This window comes from Kushneria halocnemicola (assembly GCF_965650455.1).
GTDB lineage: Bacteria > Pseudomonadota > Gammaproteobacteria > Pseudomonadales > Halomonadaceae > Kushneria.
Genome location: NZ_OZ287968.1, coordinates 3,534,428 through 3,548,743, shown reverse-complemented (window position 1 = coordinate 3,548,743; position 14,316 = coordinate 3,534,428). Strand labels below are relative to the sequence as shown.

Below are 14,316 nucleotides of genomic sequence, written 5' to 3'. Positions count from 1 at the left end.
GGCCCGGGCGATATGACAGCCGCCTGCATGACACAATGGCCCGAACCCGCACTGGCCTTTTGTCCCCTTTAGACAAGGAGCGTTTTGCACCATGCATGACAGCGAATACAACCCGCGCCAGGTCGTTGAAATCCTGTCCGAGGCGTTGCCCTATATCCAGCGTTTTTCGGGCAAGACCGTCGTGATCAAGTACGGCGGCAACGCCATGACCGAAGACAATCTGATTCACTCCTTCGCCCGCGACGTGGTGCTGCTCAAGGAGGTGGGGCTCAACCCGATCGTGGTCCACGGCGGCGGCCCGCAGATCGGTCAGCTTCTTGAGCGTCTCAATATCGAATCCCGCTTTGTCGACGGCATGCGGGTGACCGATGCCGAGACCATGGACGTGGTCGAGATGGTGCTGGGCGGGCTCGTCAACAAGAGCATCGTCAATCTGATCAACGGCGCCGGCGGCAAGGCGATCGGGCTGACCGGCAAGGACAACGCCCAGATCCGCGCCCGCCAGCTGACCGTTCAGCGCAAAAGCGCCGATCTGACCGCCTCGGAAATCATCGACATCGGCCATGTCGGGGAAGTCGAGCACATCTCGACCGATCTGATCGAGATGCTCTCGGAAGCCGACTACATCCCGGTGCTTGCGCCCATTGGCGTGGACGCCCAGGGCCACTCCTACAACATCAACGCCGATCTGGTGGCCGGTCGTGTGGCCGAGGCGCTGGGCGCCGAGAAGCTCATGCTGCTGACCAACGTGGCCGGGCTCATGGACCAGCAGGGCGAGGTGATGACCGGCCTGTCCACCGAGCAGGTCGACCGGCTCATCGAGGATGGCACCATCTACGGCGGCATGCTGCCCAAGATCCGCTGTGCGCTGGAAGCCGTTAAAAACGGCGTCAACAGTTCGGTCATCGTCGACGGTCGCGTGGAACACGCCATTTTGCTGGAAATCTTTACCCGCTCCGGCGTGGGTACCCTGATCACCGATCAGTCGAGTGCGCCGTCGCACTGATGCCACGCGCCACAGGGACGCATTCATTCACGGGTGTCACAGGCCGGCCCGGCACCCCGGAAGGCAGATAAAAAAGATGGCCATGACCAGGGAACAAAAGCTCTCGCGACGCGACCAGATCCTTCAGGCGCTGGCGCGGATGCTGGAACAGGGGCGGGGGCAGCGCATCACGACGGCGGCGCTGGCGCGCGAAGTAGGGGTCTCGGAAGCCGCCCTTTATCGTCACTTCCCCAGCAAGACACGCATGTACGAGGCACTGATCGACTACATCGAGCAGACGCTTTTCGAGCGCGTCACGCTGATCATCAATGAACCGGGCAGCGTCAGCACACGCTGTCAGCGCATTCTGACCCTGGTGCTGATCTTTGGCGACAAAAACCCCGGCCTGTGTCGCGTCATGACCGGCGAGGCGCTGACCGGTGAGCATGAGCGCCTGCAAACCCGCGTGGCGCAGCTGTTCGAGCGTCTCGAGACGCAGCTCAAGCAGGTGCTTCGCACCGGTGAAATCGAGCAGGGCTATCGCCCCGCCATCGGCGTATCGGCACTGGCCAATCTGCTCATGGCCACCGTCGAGGGGCGCATCAACCAATACGTTAGAAGCGGATTTCGTCGTACGCCCCAGGCCCACTGGGAGGATCAATGGCAGCTTTTGAGCGTCCATCTCATGGCAGAGGCAGAATTTTCCGAAACGCCTGATCACGACTCAGATACCTGACAGCCGCATCGGCGCCGACACCGGCGCCAAACAGATACCCCTGCAGGATCTCGCAGCCCAGCTCGTTGAGCAGATGCTGCTGGGCGCGCGTTTCGACGCCTTCTGCCACAACCGTCAGCCGCAGCGAGTGCGCCAGCCGCACGATGGCCTCGATCATGTGATAGCCGTGCCCGGCGCCGGTCAGTGCCGTTACAAAGCTCTTGTCCAGCTTGACCCGGTCCAGCGGCAGCAGCGCCAGCTTGTCCAGCGACGAGTAGCCGGTACCGAAATCGTCCAGCGAGATGGTGATCCCCTGCCGGCGCAGTCCTGAAATAACGTGCACGCACTCGTCGAAGTTCTGCATCAACCGGCTTTCGGTGATTTCGCATTCCAGACAGGCGCCCTCCAGGCCATACGTGGCCAGCACCCGCTCGACATGGGTCAGCAGGGTTCGATCCAGCTGCAGCACCGAGACGTTGACGGCCACCGGCGGGACACGATAGCCCTGTGCCCGCCAGCGGCTGATCTGTCGGCAGACCTCATCAATGATCCAGCCGCCCAGCGACGGCATAAGCCCCATCGACTCGGCCATGGGAATGAAAGTGGAGGGAGAAATGTTGCCCAGTACGGGATGATACCACCTCAGCAGCACTTCAAAGCCGGCAAGGCGCTGATCATTGCCCTGCACCTGGGGCTGGTAGACCAACCCCAGCTCTCGGTCCTTCACGGCCTGACGCAACGCCTCGTAAACCCCCGAAGGATCGGCACGCAGGGTGTCTTCAACGCCGGACGATGCAGCAATAGACCGGACAATGGTTTCTTCACCGGCCGGCGCGCCTTCGCCATGGCCTGCCACCGCACCGTTCTCCTCGAGCTGGCTGATATCCATTAAAAGCCCGTGGCACTCGGTTTGCCCGCCACGGCGTAAAATGATGCCCCGATCCAGCACCCGCTGCTCGGACGCACCATGAATCAGACGATAAGTATGTTCAAAATATCCCTGGCGCAGGGCAAGCAGGCGAGCGCGCTGCAGGGACGCCCGGTCGTCGGGATGGACCATGGCATCAAAGGTTTTGCGCCTCAGGCGACAGGCATGTCGGGATAGCGCCTTGATCGAGGCGGCCATGTTGCCGCGATAGCAGTACTGCTCCTGTGCATGGCAATAGCAGTACACGACGCCGGAAAGCTGGCTCTCGGGCTGATCGATGTTCTCGGGCGCGGCAGGGGCCGGAGAAAAGCGATAATAGCCCTTCAGCAGCAGCTCCATGCCGTGTTGAAGACCAAAAAGCCAGAACACAAGCCCCAGAGCCAGTCTGCCGGCATCCATGTGCCTTCCCCACCAGAGCAGACAGGTGACGACCAGAGACAAAGCGATTAACGAGCGATAGACCACGGCCAGTACCAGAGGGGTTTGGGGCCGTTCATTACCTTGTGACTTGCGGGAAAGAGCAGGGATAGACATCGATCGGCGCTCGGGCAGCAGCAGAAAAGCAGATTGATGAACCATGACTTAAATTAATTCATATCATGGATCATCATTTTTTTTCATGGAGCACGACCATATAGCAAAACCCCGGGCCTTGGGAGCCCGGGGTCATCTTTTGCGCCAAAAAATAATCTTTAGTATGAGAACGGCAGTACCGTGATCAGGCGGCCTCAGCGGATTCGCCGATTGCCTGTTTGAGTTTTTTCATGGCGTTTTTTTCAAGCTGTCGAATACGTTCGGCGGAGACGCCATAGGTATCGGCAAGCTCATGGAGCGTTGACTTCTGCTCGGCCAGCCAACGGCGCTGCAGGATATCGCGCGAGCGGTCATCAAGACGTGCCAGCGCATCGCGCAGCTGCTGTGAGGAGCGATCCTGCCAGTCGGACTCTTCCAGCGACAGCGCCGGGTCGGAACGGCCGTCTTCCAGATACTGCGACGGCGACTGATAGCTCTGCTCGTCGTCCTCGCTGCCGGGCGCCGGGTCAAAACCGGCATCAAAGGCCGACAGACGCCCTTCCATTTCGCGAACGGCTTCAGGCTTGACGTCCAGGTCCTGGGCGATAGCGTTTACTTCGTCGTTGTTCAACCATGACAGGCGCTTTTTGGCGCTGCGCAGGTTAAAGAACAGCTTGCGCTGCGCCTTGGTGGTCGCCACCTTGACGATGCGCCAGTTACGCAGCACAAATTCGTGAATCTCGGCCTTGATCCAGTGCACGGCGAAGGACACCAGCCGCACGCCCTGGGCCGGATCAAACCGCTTGACGGCCTTCATCAGGCCCACGTTGCCTTCCTGGATCAGATCCGCCTGCGGCAGACCATAGCCGGAATAGCTGCGGGCAATATGAACCACAAACCTCAGGTGCGACATGACAAGGCGACGGGCAGCTTCAATGTCATTATCGGCGTGCAAACGCGTGGCGAGATCCTTCTCCTCATCCACGGTCAGTACGGGAATACGATTAACGGCCTGAATATAGCCGTTCAGGTCATTGCCCGGCGAAAGATGACCAATAGGTTGAAGACTGGTACTCATGTTCAAACGGTCTCCCCTGGCCTCTGATTGATGATTATCAACCATTATAGACCATGGTAAGGGTACTTTTGTGCCCGTATGACGACTTTTCTCGGACACCTGCGTAAATCATTTCAGCGCGGACTGATCTCTGAGAGATGGCGGCTGACGGCCAGCCATGCCCCGATAAGCCCCAGAAGGGTACTACAGATCAAAAGCAAAACCGATCCGCCAAACCCGATGCCCGGCAGGGAGAAGTGGCTGCCAAACCCGGAGGCCAGCATATCGATGGGCGCCGACAGCCAGCGCCGACCCAGCGTCAGAAGCAATAGCGCCAGTATACCGCCACCCAGGCCATACCAGACGCCCACATAAAGAAAGGGACGACGAACAAAGGCATGCGTGGCGCCGATCAGGGTCACGACCTCGATCTCCTGACGACGGCTTTCCACCGCCAGTCGGATGGTGTTGCCCACCACCAGCAGGACGCCAAGGGCGAACAGCACCCCAAAGGCCAGCACCACCCGCCGACCCAGCTCACTGAGCTGGCGCAGTCGCTCAAGCCAGGCCATGTCCAGACGCGCATCGGTCACGCCGTTGATCTGCCCGAGCTCATCGGCCAGCGCCTGCGCCGCCTCGGGGTCGCGCGAGCGCGGCTGGACCAGAATAGTGGCCGGCAGCGGATTGTCATCCATCATGGCCAGGGCGTCATTCATGCCCAGACGCTGCTGAAAGCTTTCCAGACCGGCCGCGGCCGTAATCAGCTCGGTGGAGGCAATGTCAGTCTCGCCGCGCACCCGGTCAGTGATGTCCATGGCCTGCGACTCCGACAGCGCCGGGTCCAGATACAGCGTCATGCGGGCGCTGTCGTCCAGGTTGCTGTCCAGAAGCTGTGCGCTGCCCAGCGCCAGCCACAGGCTGGCCGGCAGCACCATGGCAATCGCAATCGCCAGCATGGTCATGAGACTCGACAGTGGCCGCCGACGCAGGCGATGGAGACTGTCCACCGCCATTTGTTCGTGATGGCGACGCCACGCCCGCGTACGGCTTTCAAAGGTAATCCGGTGGGAGCGAGCCCCCCGACGGGAGGTTTCGCCCTCCTGAGTCTGGCGACGCGGTTTCTGACTCATGCGGCCTCCTCATCGCCGATCAGACGACCGTCGCGCAGCTTAAGCACCCGGTGTCTGAGCCGGGCGATCAGTGTCAGGTCGTGGCTGGCCAGCAGCACCGTGGTGCCGATGCGATTGAAATCCTCGAAAAGACGCATGATATCGGCCGACAGCTGCGGGTCCAGATTACCGGTCGGCTCATCGGCCAGCAGCATGGCCGGCTTGGTGACCACCGCACGGGCAATACCGATACGCTGCTGCTCCCCGCCGGACAGCTCGATGGGCAGGGCCTTTTCACGGTGCAAAAGGCCGATCTTGTCGAGAGCGGCATGCACGCGGCGCCGGGCATCCTGGGGCGTTGCGCCTTGGATGACCAGCGGCAGTGCCACATTATCGAATACGCTGCGATCAAAGAGCAGCTGGTGGTTTTGATACACCACCCCGATCTGGCGCCGATAGTAGGGAATCTGCGAGACGTGCAGGCTTGTGATGTCGTGGCCGGCCACGACAATACGCCCCCTCGAGGGCCGCTCAAGCGCCATGAGAAGGCGCAGAACCGAGCTTTTGCCGGCTCCGGAGTGGCCGGTGAGAAAGACCATCTCACCGCGCTCCACGTTGAAATTGAGATCCGCCAGCGCCTCGAAACGACCGCCATAGCGCTTGCCGACATGCGCAAACTCGATCATGGCCATGAGCGATCAGCCGCCGTCCCGGTCAAAGAGTGCCCCGACAAAGTCCTCGGCCTCAAAGGGACGCAGATCATCCAGCGTCTCCCCCACCCCGATATAGCGAATGGGCGTGCCCAGCTGCTTGGCGATGGCAAAGATGATACCGCCCTTGGCCGTACCATCGAGCTTGGTCAGGGTAATGCCGGTCACCGGCACCGCCTGGTTGAAGGTTTCTGCCTGGGAGATCGCGTTCTGCCCCGTACCGGCATCGAGCACCAGCATCACCTCGTGCGGCGCCTGAGCGTCCAGACGCGCCATGACGCGCTGCACCTTGCTGAGCTCATCCATGAGATGGCCCTTGTTGTGCAATCGACCGGCCGTATCGGCAATCAGCACATCAATGCCGCGCGCCTTTGCCGCCGATACCGCGTCATAGATGACAGAAGCACTGTCGGCGCCGGTGTGCTGGGCAATCACCGGCACGTCATTGCGCTCGCCCCAGACCTGCAGCTGCTCGACGGCCGCGGCACGGAAGGTATCGCCGGCAGCCAGCATGACGCTGCGGCCCTGACGCTGAAAGCGCTGGGTCAGCTTGCCGATGGTGGTGGTCTTGCCCACGCCGTTGACGCCCACCATCAGAATCACGAACGGGCCTTCACCCTTGGGCGGCAGACGCAGCGGTTTCGCCACCGGCTCGAGCATCGTGGAGAGCTCTTCCTGCAGCGCCTTGTAGAGCGCATCCACGTTTTTGAGCTCGCGCCTTGAGATTCGCTCTTCCAGATTCGCCATGATCTCGCTGGTCGCGGCGACGCCGACATCGGCCATCAGAAGCTGTGTTTCGAGCTCTTCGAGCAGATCATCGTCGATCTCCTTGTGACCCAGCAGCAACGTCGCCAGACCGTCGGTCAGGTTGGAGCGCGTCTTGCCAAGCCCCTGACGCATGCGTGAAAACCAGCCCTTTTTGGCGCCGGCCGTTTCACCCTGCTCGTCAGCGGTTTCCGGCCCGACTTCAACGGCCGTGTCGTAGCGCGCCCGACGCGGCTTGTCGCGACCGCGGTTGCGCGCCGGCGTGGTCACCTCGGAGGCAACCCCGGGCGTTGTCTTGTCGTCTTTCGTATCAGGTGTTTTTTCGACCGGCGCCTCTTCCAGCGCCGTTTCCTCGGAGCCCCCCGCCGAATCGTCCAGCGTCTCGATCGGACGCTCCTCGACGGGCTCGGGATCCGGCTCGGGCTCGGGCTCGACAACGGGTTCCGGCTCCGGCTCAACGATCGGTTCCGGCTCGGGCTCGACGACAGGTTCCGGCTCCGGCTCGACGACGGGTTCCGGCTCCGGCTCAACGATCGGTTCCGGCTCGGGTTCGACGACCGGTTCCGGCTCGGGCTCGACGACGGGCTCCGGTTCCGGCTCGACGACGGGCTCCGGTTCCGGCTCAACAGTCGTTGGCGCCTTTTCGGGAGCAGGCACAGCGTCTGTTTTTTCTCGCGCTTCGACAGGCGGTTCCGGAGGTGTTTCTTCGGAGTGGCCGGAGGCCGGCGCCTGCTGCTCGGCGTGTTGCTGTTCCAGCTGCTGCTGTTCTTCGCGATCCTGTTGATCGCGGCGCTGCTTCTTGCGCTTAAAAAAACCAAACATGGGCTATATCGTCGCGATTGATCCATCGGAAAAAGACGGCCGGGCCGCCATTTGATACCGCATCCTACCACTCAAGCGCTGCCCGCCGGTACAATCCGTGCAGGCCATCGACAAGGATGGCACAACCGGTGGTCACTGCAGTTCTTCCACCGGCCCTGGCAGCACCCCTCCACCGACAAGGGCTTGCAGGACACATGAGGCGACAGCGTCACGGCACATCAGGACATGATAACCGACAGGGCGGTGCCCGCTCGGGTGGCGGCCGCCTGCGGCTGATCGGCGGCCGGTTTCGCCGGCGCCTGCTGCCCGTCCCGGACCATCCCGGCCTGCGCCCGACGCCGGACCGCATGCGCGAGACGCTGTTCAACTGGCTCAGCCACGACATCGACAGCCGCACCCGCGCCCTGGATCTGTTTGCCGGCACCGGCGCGCTGGGGCTGGAAGCGCTCTCGCGCGGTGCCGGCGAGGTGCACTTTGTCGAGGCTGACCGTCAGGTCGCCCGTCAGATCGAACAGAATCTGGCAACGCTTGAGGTCACGATGCCGGTACACCAGAAAAGCGCTGACGCTTTTCTGGACACCCGGCCCGCCAGGCCGTTCCATCTGGTCTTTCTTGACCCGCCCTTTCGCCAAGAGCTGATCAACGATTGCTGTCAGCGCCTTGACCAGGAGGGCTGGCTGGCAGATAACGCCCTGATTCACGTTGAAACCGAAGCCGGTCTGATCCCTCGCCTGCCTGCCGGCTGGCGTCTGATACGCGAAACCCGGGCCGGTGACAGCCACGCCCGGCTTTATCAACGTGACAGCACGCAATAACCCGGCCTCCCTCTTGCCGCCGCGCGCCGGCGCGCGTAGTCTGGCCTGCGCGCGCGCCGGCACCCGACCGGGGCCCTGCAGGGCGGCATTTCGCCTTACTATCTGTATCAGGAGTACAGCATGAGCAATGAACTTTTCGAGCAGCTTGAGCAGCGCGTCAACAGCGCCGTCGATACCATCGAGATGCAGCGCATGGAACTTGACGAACTGCGTCAGGAAAACGAGCGCCTGAAAAACGAACGCCAACAGTGGGAAAGTCGTCTGGGCAGTCTGCTGGAGCGTTTCCGCGAGTTCGACGCCAACGCCACATCGGCGCCCGACACCTCTGCGCCCCAAACGCCGGCTGCCAGCCCCTCCTGGTAAGCAGGCCTGTCGGCCCCCCGACTCAGCGCGTGAGAGGACGCGACATCAGTATCGCGTCCTCGCGCTCGCCCGCAGCCTGTGGATAATAGCCCGCCCGGCGAGCGTCCACCGAAAAACCGTAGCGTATGTAAAGCGCCTGCGCCGCCTCGTTGCCGGCGCGCACTTCCAGCAGTATGCGCTCAAGCCCCAGTGCTTCTCCCTGTTCGATCATTGCCGTGATCAAGCGACCGGCCAGCCCCTGGCATCGATGGTCCGGATCGACCGCAATCATCTCGAGCTCGAGATCAAAAGGGCCGATCGAGACCACGGCAAAGGCCGTCAGCGTCTGCGTCCCTGTCGCCGCAATCCCCGTCAGGCGGTATCGCTCGTCATCAATCAGCGCTTCAAACCGTGACACCGACCAGGCATCCCTCCCTCTGGCACGGCCATCCAGCGCCGCCAGCGCCTCGGCACCGCCAGCGCGCTCAATGATCATGGCCATCCTGCGTCTGTGACGGTGCCTGCCACCACGTGCGCCACTCTCCCATGGCGGCCCAGAGCTGACGGCGCGATGCCGGCTCATCAAGCGATTCCAGCGCCGGCCCCTGCCAGAGCGGCAGATCAAGCACGCGGCTTTGCCCGTCATGGACGTCGAGTACCTCTTCCAGCACCGGAAGCTGGCCGAACAGCAGCAGTCTTTCGGGATGCCAGCCCCGCGCCCGACGACCGGCCAGAAAGGCCTTGAAGCCCTGACGCGCTTCATCGAGGGCGTCATCGACCGGCAATCCTTCCATCATGGGCCAGCCAAAGCGTTGACAGGACAAATCGGCGGCCGGCTGAACCCCACCGGCATACAGTATGGCGTTGAGCAGCGTCTCTTCCTGCGTACTCAGCGCCTCATCGCGAGCCAGCAGAATAAGCCAGCGCCCATCCAGCGTGCCCACCTGCAGCGAAAAGCGCAGCGGCTCGTGCGGCGCTCTTGAGACGCTGTTTTCAACCTTCGTTGCTGCCGGGGCCGCCTTGTTTTCGGCAACGGGCGCAGGGGCTTTCTCCACCGAAGCGGCGTCCGAGCGCTTTTCTTCACTCTTGCCGATATCGAGCAGAGCCCGAACCGAACGAGCCGGTGGCGTCGGGTCGTGCGGCGGGCTCTCGGCCACCTCGGCACCAGGTGTCGGGGCCTCGGAATGATCGATCTCATCGATCAGGGCGTGCAGGCGCTGGTGATGATCGAGCGACCCGGTGGCCTGCTCGGATGCCTCTTCCAGCGCCGGCAGATCGGAGGCCAGCGCATTGGGCAGCGAGTGACGGGCGACCCAGAGGTTGATACCCATGGCATCGAGGTACTGTCGGCGCGCGCGCTCGGTCACCATGCGTTACGTCCATTGAAGGGAATAGAGTCTAAAAGGCCTTCCCGCGGGAAGGCCAGACACCGGCATCGATGGCTCACGGTTCGGACAACACTAGGCACCACCGCCGCGGCAGTTCGGGGAGTCGGGGCGCTCGTTGTTGCGCGCCGCCCACTGCTCGGGCGTATAGAGATGCAGGGCCAGCGCATGCACCGGCCCCGCCAGTTCATCAGACAGGGCGGCATAGATCTGCTGGTGGCGCTTGACCGGCATTATGCCCTCAAACTGCTCGGACACCAGCGTCACCTTGAAGTGCGTTTGCGACTCGGGCGGCACATTGTGCTTGTGGCTTTCGTTTTCGATAGTAAGCCATTGCGGCTCGAAAACGGCCAGCTTCTGCTCGATCAGCGCCGCAATGTTGGCACCATCAAGCGTGTCCACCGAAGAAATTGTCATGGGCTACCACCTCCGGCACGTTGATATTGTCATTGGACAGGCATAACGACATGTGTCGACACCGCCGTCTATCCGGACTGATGCCGGCGCAACATGCGAATTCGTGATGCCGAAAGCATCAGCGCCACAATGGCGGAAGCCATGCCCATCCACAGGGCCAGGCTCACCGTCATGGTGCTGTCCATCGTGGTATTCATTATTCCAGAAAGCACCAGTGCAACCAAGGCGGCGCCAACAGACTGACCAAAGGTACGCACGCTGGCCAGCACGCCGGAGGCGCTGCCGCTGCGCGCCTTGGGCAGTGATCCCATCATTTCACGGTTGTTGGGCGCCTGATAGAGGCCAAAACCCATGCCGCACAGGGCGCTGCGCCACAAAATATCGATCGTTGAGGGCTGATCACCCAGAAGCGCCAGTGCCCCCAGCCCCGCCATGAACAGCAAAAGCCCGATCGAGGAGATAATCGGCGGACTGAAGCGGTCGGCCAGTCGCCCGCCCAGCGGCGCACCAATCATTACCCCCAGCGGCCAGGGCGTGAATAAAAAGGCGGATTCAAGCGGCGTGTAGCCCTGCACGCTCTGAAACAGAAACGGCAGACTGATAAACGCCATGCTCTGGGCCAGAAAGGAGAAAAACGAGGTCATCACCGCCATGGTGAACCGCGCCTCCCGGAAGATCACCAGCGGCAGCAGCGGATTGTCAAAATGGCGCTGGCGCCAGATGAAGCCGGTGAGTGCCACCAGACTCACGATCAGCAGGAGCGGCACGCTGCCCGGGCGCGACATGTCAGCGATGCTGTCGAGCATGATGACAAAGCTTCCCAGACCCACGGCGGACAACACGGCACCGAGCACATCAAACCGATAGCGACTGCCCTGCTCTTTCGGCAGCGCCCGAATCGCCAGCCAGATGGCCGCCACGCCAAGCGGCACGTTGATCCAGAAAAGCCACGGCCAGCTGGCCACGGCCAGCACCAGACCGCCCAGCGCCGGCCCGCCGGCCACCGCCAGCGAAATGGTCAGCGCGGTCAGCCCCATGGCCTGTCCCAGCAGCCGTGTGGGAAAGATGACCCGGTACATGGACGGCCCGATACTCATCATGGCCGCCGACCCCAGCCCCTGAATGGCGCGAAAGGCGATCAGCCAGCCCAGCGACGGTGACAGCGCACACAATATCGAGGTCAGTACGAAAATGATCATGCCGCCGATATAAAGACGATAGCGCCCGATGCGATAGCCCAGGGCGGCAAAGGTCAGCATGGAGGCGGCGCCCACCAGCTGATAGACGTTGATAATCCAGACAGAGGCGGCCGAAGAGACGCCCAGCTCTCGAGCGATGGTCGGCAGGGCAATGTTGACGCTGTTGATGTTGAGGACCGCCATCAGCGACCCCGACATGAGGACCATCATGGCCAGAATACGCTGGCGGGGAGGCAGGCCATCATCACCTTCACGCCAGGACAGTAGTGCTTTCAAGAAGAGTTACCGATAGTGCGGGACAGCGCGTGAGCACAGAGAGAAGGACATGGTGAAACAAGCCCGCACCGGCCATCGTGCCGGGCAGGCTTTGACATCATCTCGACGCCGAACGGTCAGACCTCGTCGGTATCAAGCAGCAGGTCGTCCTCGAAATCGCTCTGCTCGAGTGCCGCTTCCTCGTCCAGATCCACGCACAGATAGCTGTGCTCGACGCGCAGAAAGAATTCAAAGGTGACTTCGTTGATGTCCGGCCAGTGACGGGAATCTTCCTCCCAGGCGGACAGCTCGTTTTCAAGGATATCGGCAAAGCGTTCGTGCAGGCAGGCCTGCAGCGCGTCTTCCGTATCCATCTCGGGAATGAGGTAGATGGTGCTTTCGCGTTCGGCATCCTCGAGGGTGAGGTCGTCTTCACCCTCGGTCGCCTCCAGCGAATTGATCCAGTCTACAAAGGCCTGTCTGGGACGCACGCTGAGCGCAGAGCGGTTCACCAGTTTCATTGCGACTCTCCCGATTCGGGGCTGGTGGAAATCCTGTTCAAGCGCCCCAGTATGGCCGCCCGGGGTCACCAATGCCATGATTCATCCGGGCATTGACGCACATCGGGCGACCAGACCGGGAAAGGCGTCGCGATTTACTCTGCTTCCGGGCGCATGGCCGGAAACAGCAGCACATCACGGATGGACGGCGCATCCGCCAGCAGCATCACCAGCCGGTCGATACCGATGCCCTCGCCCGCCGTCGGCGGCATGCCATACTCGAGCGCGCGGATATAGTCGGCGTCATAGTACATCGCCTCGACATCGCCGGCGTCCTTCTCGGCCACCTGGGCGGCAAAGCGCTCGGCCTGGTCCTCGGCGTCGTTGAGCTCGGAAAAGCCGTTGGCGATCTCACGCCCACCCACAAAGAACTCGAAGCGGTCGGTCACGAACGGATTGTCATCGTTGCGACGCGCCAGCGGGCTGACCTCGGCCGGATATTCGGTAATAAAGGTCGGCCGCTCGAGACGATGCTCGGCCACGGTTTCAAAAATCTCGGTCTGAAGCTTGCCCAGTCCCCAGCCCGGCTTGACGTCGATGCTCAAACGCTCGGCCAGCGCCGTGGCACTGTCCAGCGAGTCCAGCTCGCTCGACTCGACGCCCTGACCATATTTTAGAATCGACTCGCGCAGGGTGAGCCGATCAAAGGGTTGAGAGAGATCACACTCGCTACCCTGATAGTGGATCAGCGTGGTGCCCACGGCCTTTTCGGCAGCAAAGCGCACCAGCGACTCGGTCAGATCGATCAGGTCGTGATAGTCGGCGTAGGCCCAGTAGAACTCGAGCATGGTGAACTCGGGGTTGTGCCGGGTTGACAGCCCCTCGTTGCGGAAGTTGCGGTTAATCTCGAAGACCCGCTCGAAACCGCCCACTACCAGACGCTTGAGATAAAGCTCCGGGGCGATGCGCAGATACATGTCGATATCCAGCGCGTTGTGATGGGTCACAAACGGGCGCGCCGTGGCGCCACCGGGAATCGGCTGGAGCATCGGCGTTTCGACTTCCATGAAGTCACGCTCGGTGAAGAACTGACGAATGGCGCTGATCACGGCGGCGCGAATGCGGAAAGTGTCACGCACTTCCGGATTCATGATCAGATCCACGTAGCGCTGGCGATAGCGCGCTTCCTGGTCGGTCAGGCCGTGGAACTTGTCCGGCAGCGGGCGCAGGCTCTTGGTCAGAAGCCGCGCGGTCTCCATCATCACGTAGAGATCGCCCTTGCCGGACTTGTGCACCGGGCCCTGGCCGAAAACAATATCGCCGATGTCCCAGCCCTTGATGTCTTCAAGCACTTCCGCGGGCAGGCCCTTTTTGTCCACGTAGAGCTGGATCTGGCCGGAGGCGTCCTGAATGACGATAAAGGGGCCGCGCTTTCGCATGATGCGCCCGGCCACCGCCGCCTGACGCCCCAGCGATTCAAGCGCTTCCTTGTCGTGCTCGCCAAGCTCTGCCTGAAGGTCCGCGGCGAGACTGTCACGGCGCAGGTCGTTGGGAAAGGCACTGCCGCCCTGAGCGCTTGCCTGCTCGCGGCGAGCGGCAAGCTTTGCCCGCCGCTCGGCGATCAGATGGTTTTCTTCGTGTTCACTGCCTGCCTGCTGATCCTGATTCGCCATTACCTTGCCTATTGAAAATAACCGTCAATGGCAGGCTCGTTACGGCCTGCGGTTCATGCCTGACACGATTGATGTCCAGAGCATGCGATGCCGGACAGCGAGCCTGCCGGTCGGAAGTCGTCTGTT

15 protein-coding genes are annotated in these 14,316 nt (G+C 62.0%); 4 read left to right on the top strand and 11 right to left on the bottom strand.

The features are described from left to right. Positions 1 to 91 precede the first annotated feature (91 nt). A complete protein-coding gene (argB, locus tag ACS92L_RS16145; RefSeq protein ID WP_438766143.1) occupies positions 92 to 1,006 on the top strand; it encodes an acetylglutamate kinase in 915 nt (304 codons plus the stop codon). Positions 1,007 to 1,088: 82 nt separating this feature from the next. Beyond that, a complete protein-coding gene (gene slmA, locus ACS92L_RS16140; RefSeq protein ID WP_438766141.1) occupies positions 1,089 to 1,721 on the top strand; it encodes a nucleoid occlusion factor SlmA in 633 nt (210 codons plus the stop codon). Here slmA and ACS92L_RS16135 read toward each other — a convergent pair. The 5 genes from ACS92L_RS16135 to ftsY form a co-directional block, all read right to left on the bottom strand. Beyond that, a complete protein-coding gene (locus ACS92L_RS16135) occupies positions 1,669 to 3,162 on the bottom strand; it encodes a putative bifunctional diguanylate cyclase/phosphodiesterase (RefSeq protein WP_438766140.1) in 1,494 nt (497 codons plus the stop codon). The genes slmA and ACS92L_RS16135 overlap by 53 nt on opposite strands. Positions 3,163 to 3,346: 184 nt before the next feature. After that, positions 3,347 to 4,219 carry an RNA polymerase sigma factor RpoH gene (gene rpoH, locus ACS92L_RS16130; protein ID WP_438766139.1) on the bottom strand — a complete coding sequence of 291 codons (873 nt, stop codon included), beginning with the start codon at positions 4,217 to 4,219 and terminating at the stop codon, positions 3,347 to 3,349. A gap of 113 nt (positions 4,220 to 4,332) precedes the next feature. Beyond that, positions 4,333 to 5,328 carry a permease-like cell division protein FtsX gene (ftsX, locus tag ACS92L_RS16125; RefSeq protein WP_438766138.1) on the bottom strand — a complete coding sequence of 332 codons (996 nt, stop codon included), beginning with the start codon at positions 5,326 to 5,328 and terminating at the stop codon, positions 4,333 to 4,335. Continuing rightward, positions 5,325 to 5,993 carry a cell division ATP-binding protein FtsE gene (gene ftsE, locus ACS92L_RS16120; RefSeq protein ID WP_438768514.1) on the bottom strand — a complete coding sequence of 223 codons (669 nt, stop codon included), beginning with the start codon at positions 5,991 to 5,993 and terminating at the stop codon, positions 5,325 to 5,327. The genes ftsX and ftsE overlap by 4 nt, the downstream gene beginning before the upstream one ends. 12 nt (positions 5,994 to 6,005) lie before the next feature. Then, positions 6,006 to 7,604, bottom strand: a complete 1,599-nt coding sequence (ftsY, locus tag ACS92L_RS16115; protein ID WP_438766137.1) for a signal recognition particle-docking protein FtsY — start codon at positions 7,602 to 7,604, stop codon at positions 6,006 to 6,008. A gap of 194 nt (positions 7,605 to 7,798) precedes the next feature. On the opposite strand from ftsY, the gene rsmD reads away from it, so the two are divergent. Together rsmD and ACS92L_RS16105 are read left to right on the top strand one after the other, a co-directional pair. After that, a complete protein-coding gene (gene rsmD, locus ACS92L_RS16110) occupies positions 7,799 to 8,419 on the top strand; it encodes a 16S rRNA (guanine(966)-N(2))-methyltransferase RsmD (RefSeq protein ID WP_438766135.1) in 621 nt (206 codons plus the stop codon). A gap of 120 nt (positions 8,420 to 8,539) precedes the next feature. Continuing rightward, entirely contained in the window at positions 8,540 to 8,782 is a 243-nt protein-coding gene (locus ACS92L_RS16105) for a cell division protein ZapB (protein ID WP_438766134.1), read from the top strand. Between the two features lie 22 nt (positions 8,783 to 8,804). On the opposite strand, the gene ACS92L_RS16100 is transcribed toward ACS92L_RS16105, so the two are convergent. The 6 genes from ACS92L_RS16100 to lysS form a co-directional block, all read right to left on the bottom strand. After that, a complete protein-coding gene (locus ACS92L_RS16100) occupies positions 8,805 to 9,257 on the bottom strand; it encodes a GNAT family N-acetyltransferase (RefSeq protein WP_438766132.1) in 453 nt (150 codons plus the stop codon). After that, positions 9,247 to 10,131 (bottom strand): hypothetical protein, encoded by an 885-nt coding sequence (locus ACS92L_RS16095; RefSeq protein ID WP_438766131.1) that lies wholly within the window; start codon positions 10,129 to 10,131, stop codon positions 9,247 to 9,249. Before ACS92L_RS16095 ends, ACS92L_RS16100 begins: the two co-directional genes overlap by 11 nt. A 90-nt stretch (positions 10,132 to 10,221) precedes the next feature. After that, complete coding sequence (locus ACS92L_RS16090) at positions 10,222 to 10,563, bottom strand: BolA family protein (protein WP_438766129.1); 342 nt, start codon at positions 10,561 to 10,563, stop codon at positions 10,222 to 10,224. 68 nt (positions 10,564 to 10,631) lie between these two features. Further along, positions 10,632 to 12,038, bottom strand: a complete 1,407-nt coding sequence (locus ACS92L_RS16085) for a DHA2 family efflux MFS transporter permease subunit (protein WP_438766127.1) — start codon at positions 12,036 to 12,038, stop codon at positions 10,632 to 10,634. 116 nt (positions 12,039 to 12,154) lie between these two features. Further along, a complete protein-coding gene (locus ACS92L_RS16080) occupies positions 12,155 to 12,538 on the bottom strand; it encodes a hypothetical protein (RefSeq protein ID WP_115854651.1) in 384 nt (127 codons plus the stop codon). 134 nt (positions 12,539 to 12,672) lie between these two features. Further along, the gene (gene lysS / locus ACS92L_RS16075; RefSeq protein WP_438766126.1) at positions 12,673 to 14,190 is read right to left on the bottom strand and encodes a lysine--tRNA ligase; all 1,518 of its coding nucleotides are present in this window, start codon (positions 14,188 to 14,190) and stop codon (positions 12,673 to 12,675) included. Positions 14,191 to 14,316 lie beyond the last annotated feature (126 nt).

Excerpts from the sequence above, each read along its gene's own strand:
- argB (WP_438766143.1), top strand. The coding sequence starts at position 92 with ATGCATGACAGCGAATACAACCCGCGCCAGGTCGTTGAAATCCTGTCC.
- slmA (WP_438766141.1), top strand. The coding sequence starts at position 1,089 with ATGACCAGGGAACAAAAGCTCTCGCGACGCGACCAGATCCTTCAGGCG.
- ACS92L_RS16135 (WP_438766140.1), bottom strand. The coding sequence starts at position 3,162 with ATGTCTATCCCTGCTCTTTCCCGCAAGTCACAAGGTAATGAACGGCCC.
- rpoH (WP_438766139.1), bottom strand. The coding sequence starts at position 4,219 with ATGAGTACCAGTCTTCAACCTATTGGTCATCTTTCGCCGGGCAATGAC.
- ftsX (WP_438766138.1), bottom strand. The coding sequence starts at position 5,328 with ATGAGTCAGAAACCGCGTCGCCAGACTCAGGAGGGCGAAACCTCCCGT.
- ftsE (WP_438768514.1), bottom strand. The coding sequence starts at position 5,993 with ATGATCGAGTTTGCGCATGTCGGCAAGCGCTATGGCGGTCGTTTCGAG.
- ftsY (WP_438766137.1), bottom strand. The coding sequence starts at position 7,604 with ATGTTTGGTTTTTTTAAGCGCAAGAAGCAGCGCCGCGATCAACAGGAT.
- rsmD (WP_438766135.1), top strand. The coding sequence starts at position 7,799 with ATGAGGCGACAGCGTCACGGCACATCAGGACATGATAACCGACAGGGC.
- ACS92L_RS16105 (WP_438766134.1), top strand. The coding sequence starts at position 8,540 with ATGAGCAATGAACTTTTCGAGCAGCTTGAGCAGCGCGTCAACAGCGCC.
- ACS92L_RS16100 (WP_438766132.1), bottom strand. The coding sequence starts at position 9,257 with ATGATCATTGAGCGCGCTGGCGGTGCCGAGGCGCTGGCGGCGCTGGAT.
- ACS92L_RS16095 (WP_438766131.1), bottom strand. The coding sequence starts at position 10,131 with ATGGTGACCGAGCGCGCGCGCCGACAGTACCTCGATGCCATGGGTATC.
- ACS92L_RS16090 (WP_438766129.1), bottom strand. The coding sequence starts at position 10,563 with ATGACAATTTCTTCGGTGGACACGCTTGATGGTGCCAACATTGCGGCG.
- ACS92L_RS16080 (WP_115854651.1), bottom strand. The coding sequence starts at position 12,538 with ATGAAACTGGTGAACCGCTCTGCGCTCAGCGTGCGTCCCAGACAGGCC.
- lysS (WP_438766126.1), bottom strand. The coding sequence starts at position 14,190 with ATGGCGAATCAGGATCAGCAGGCAGGCAGTGAACACGAAGAAAACCAT.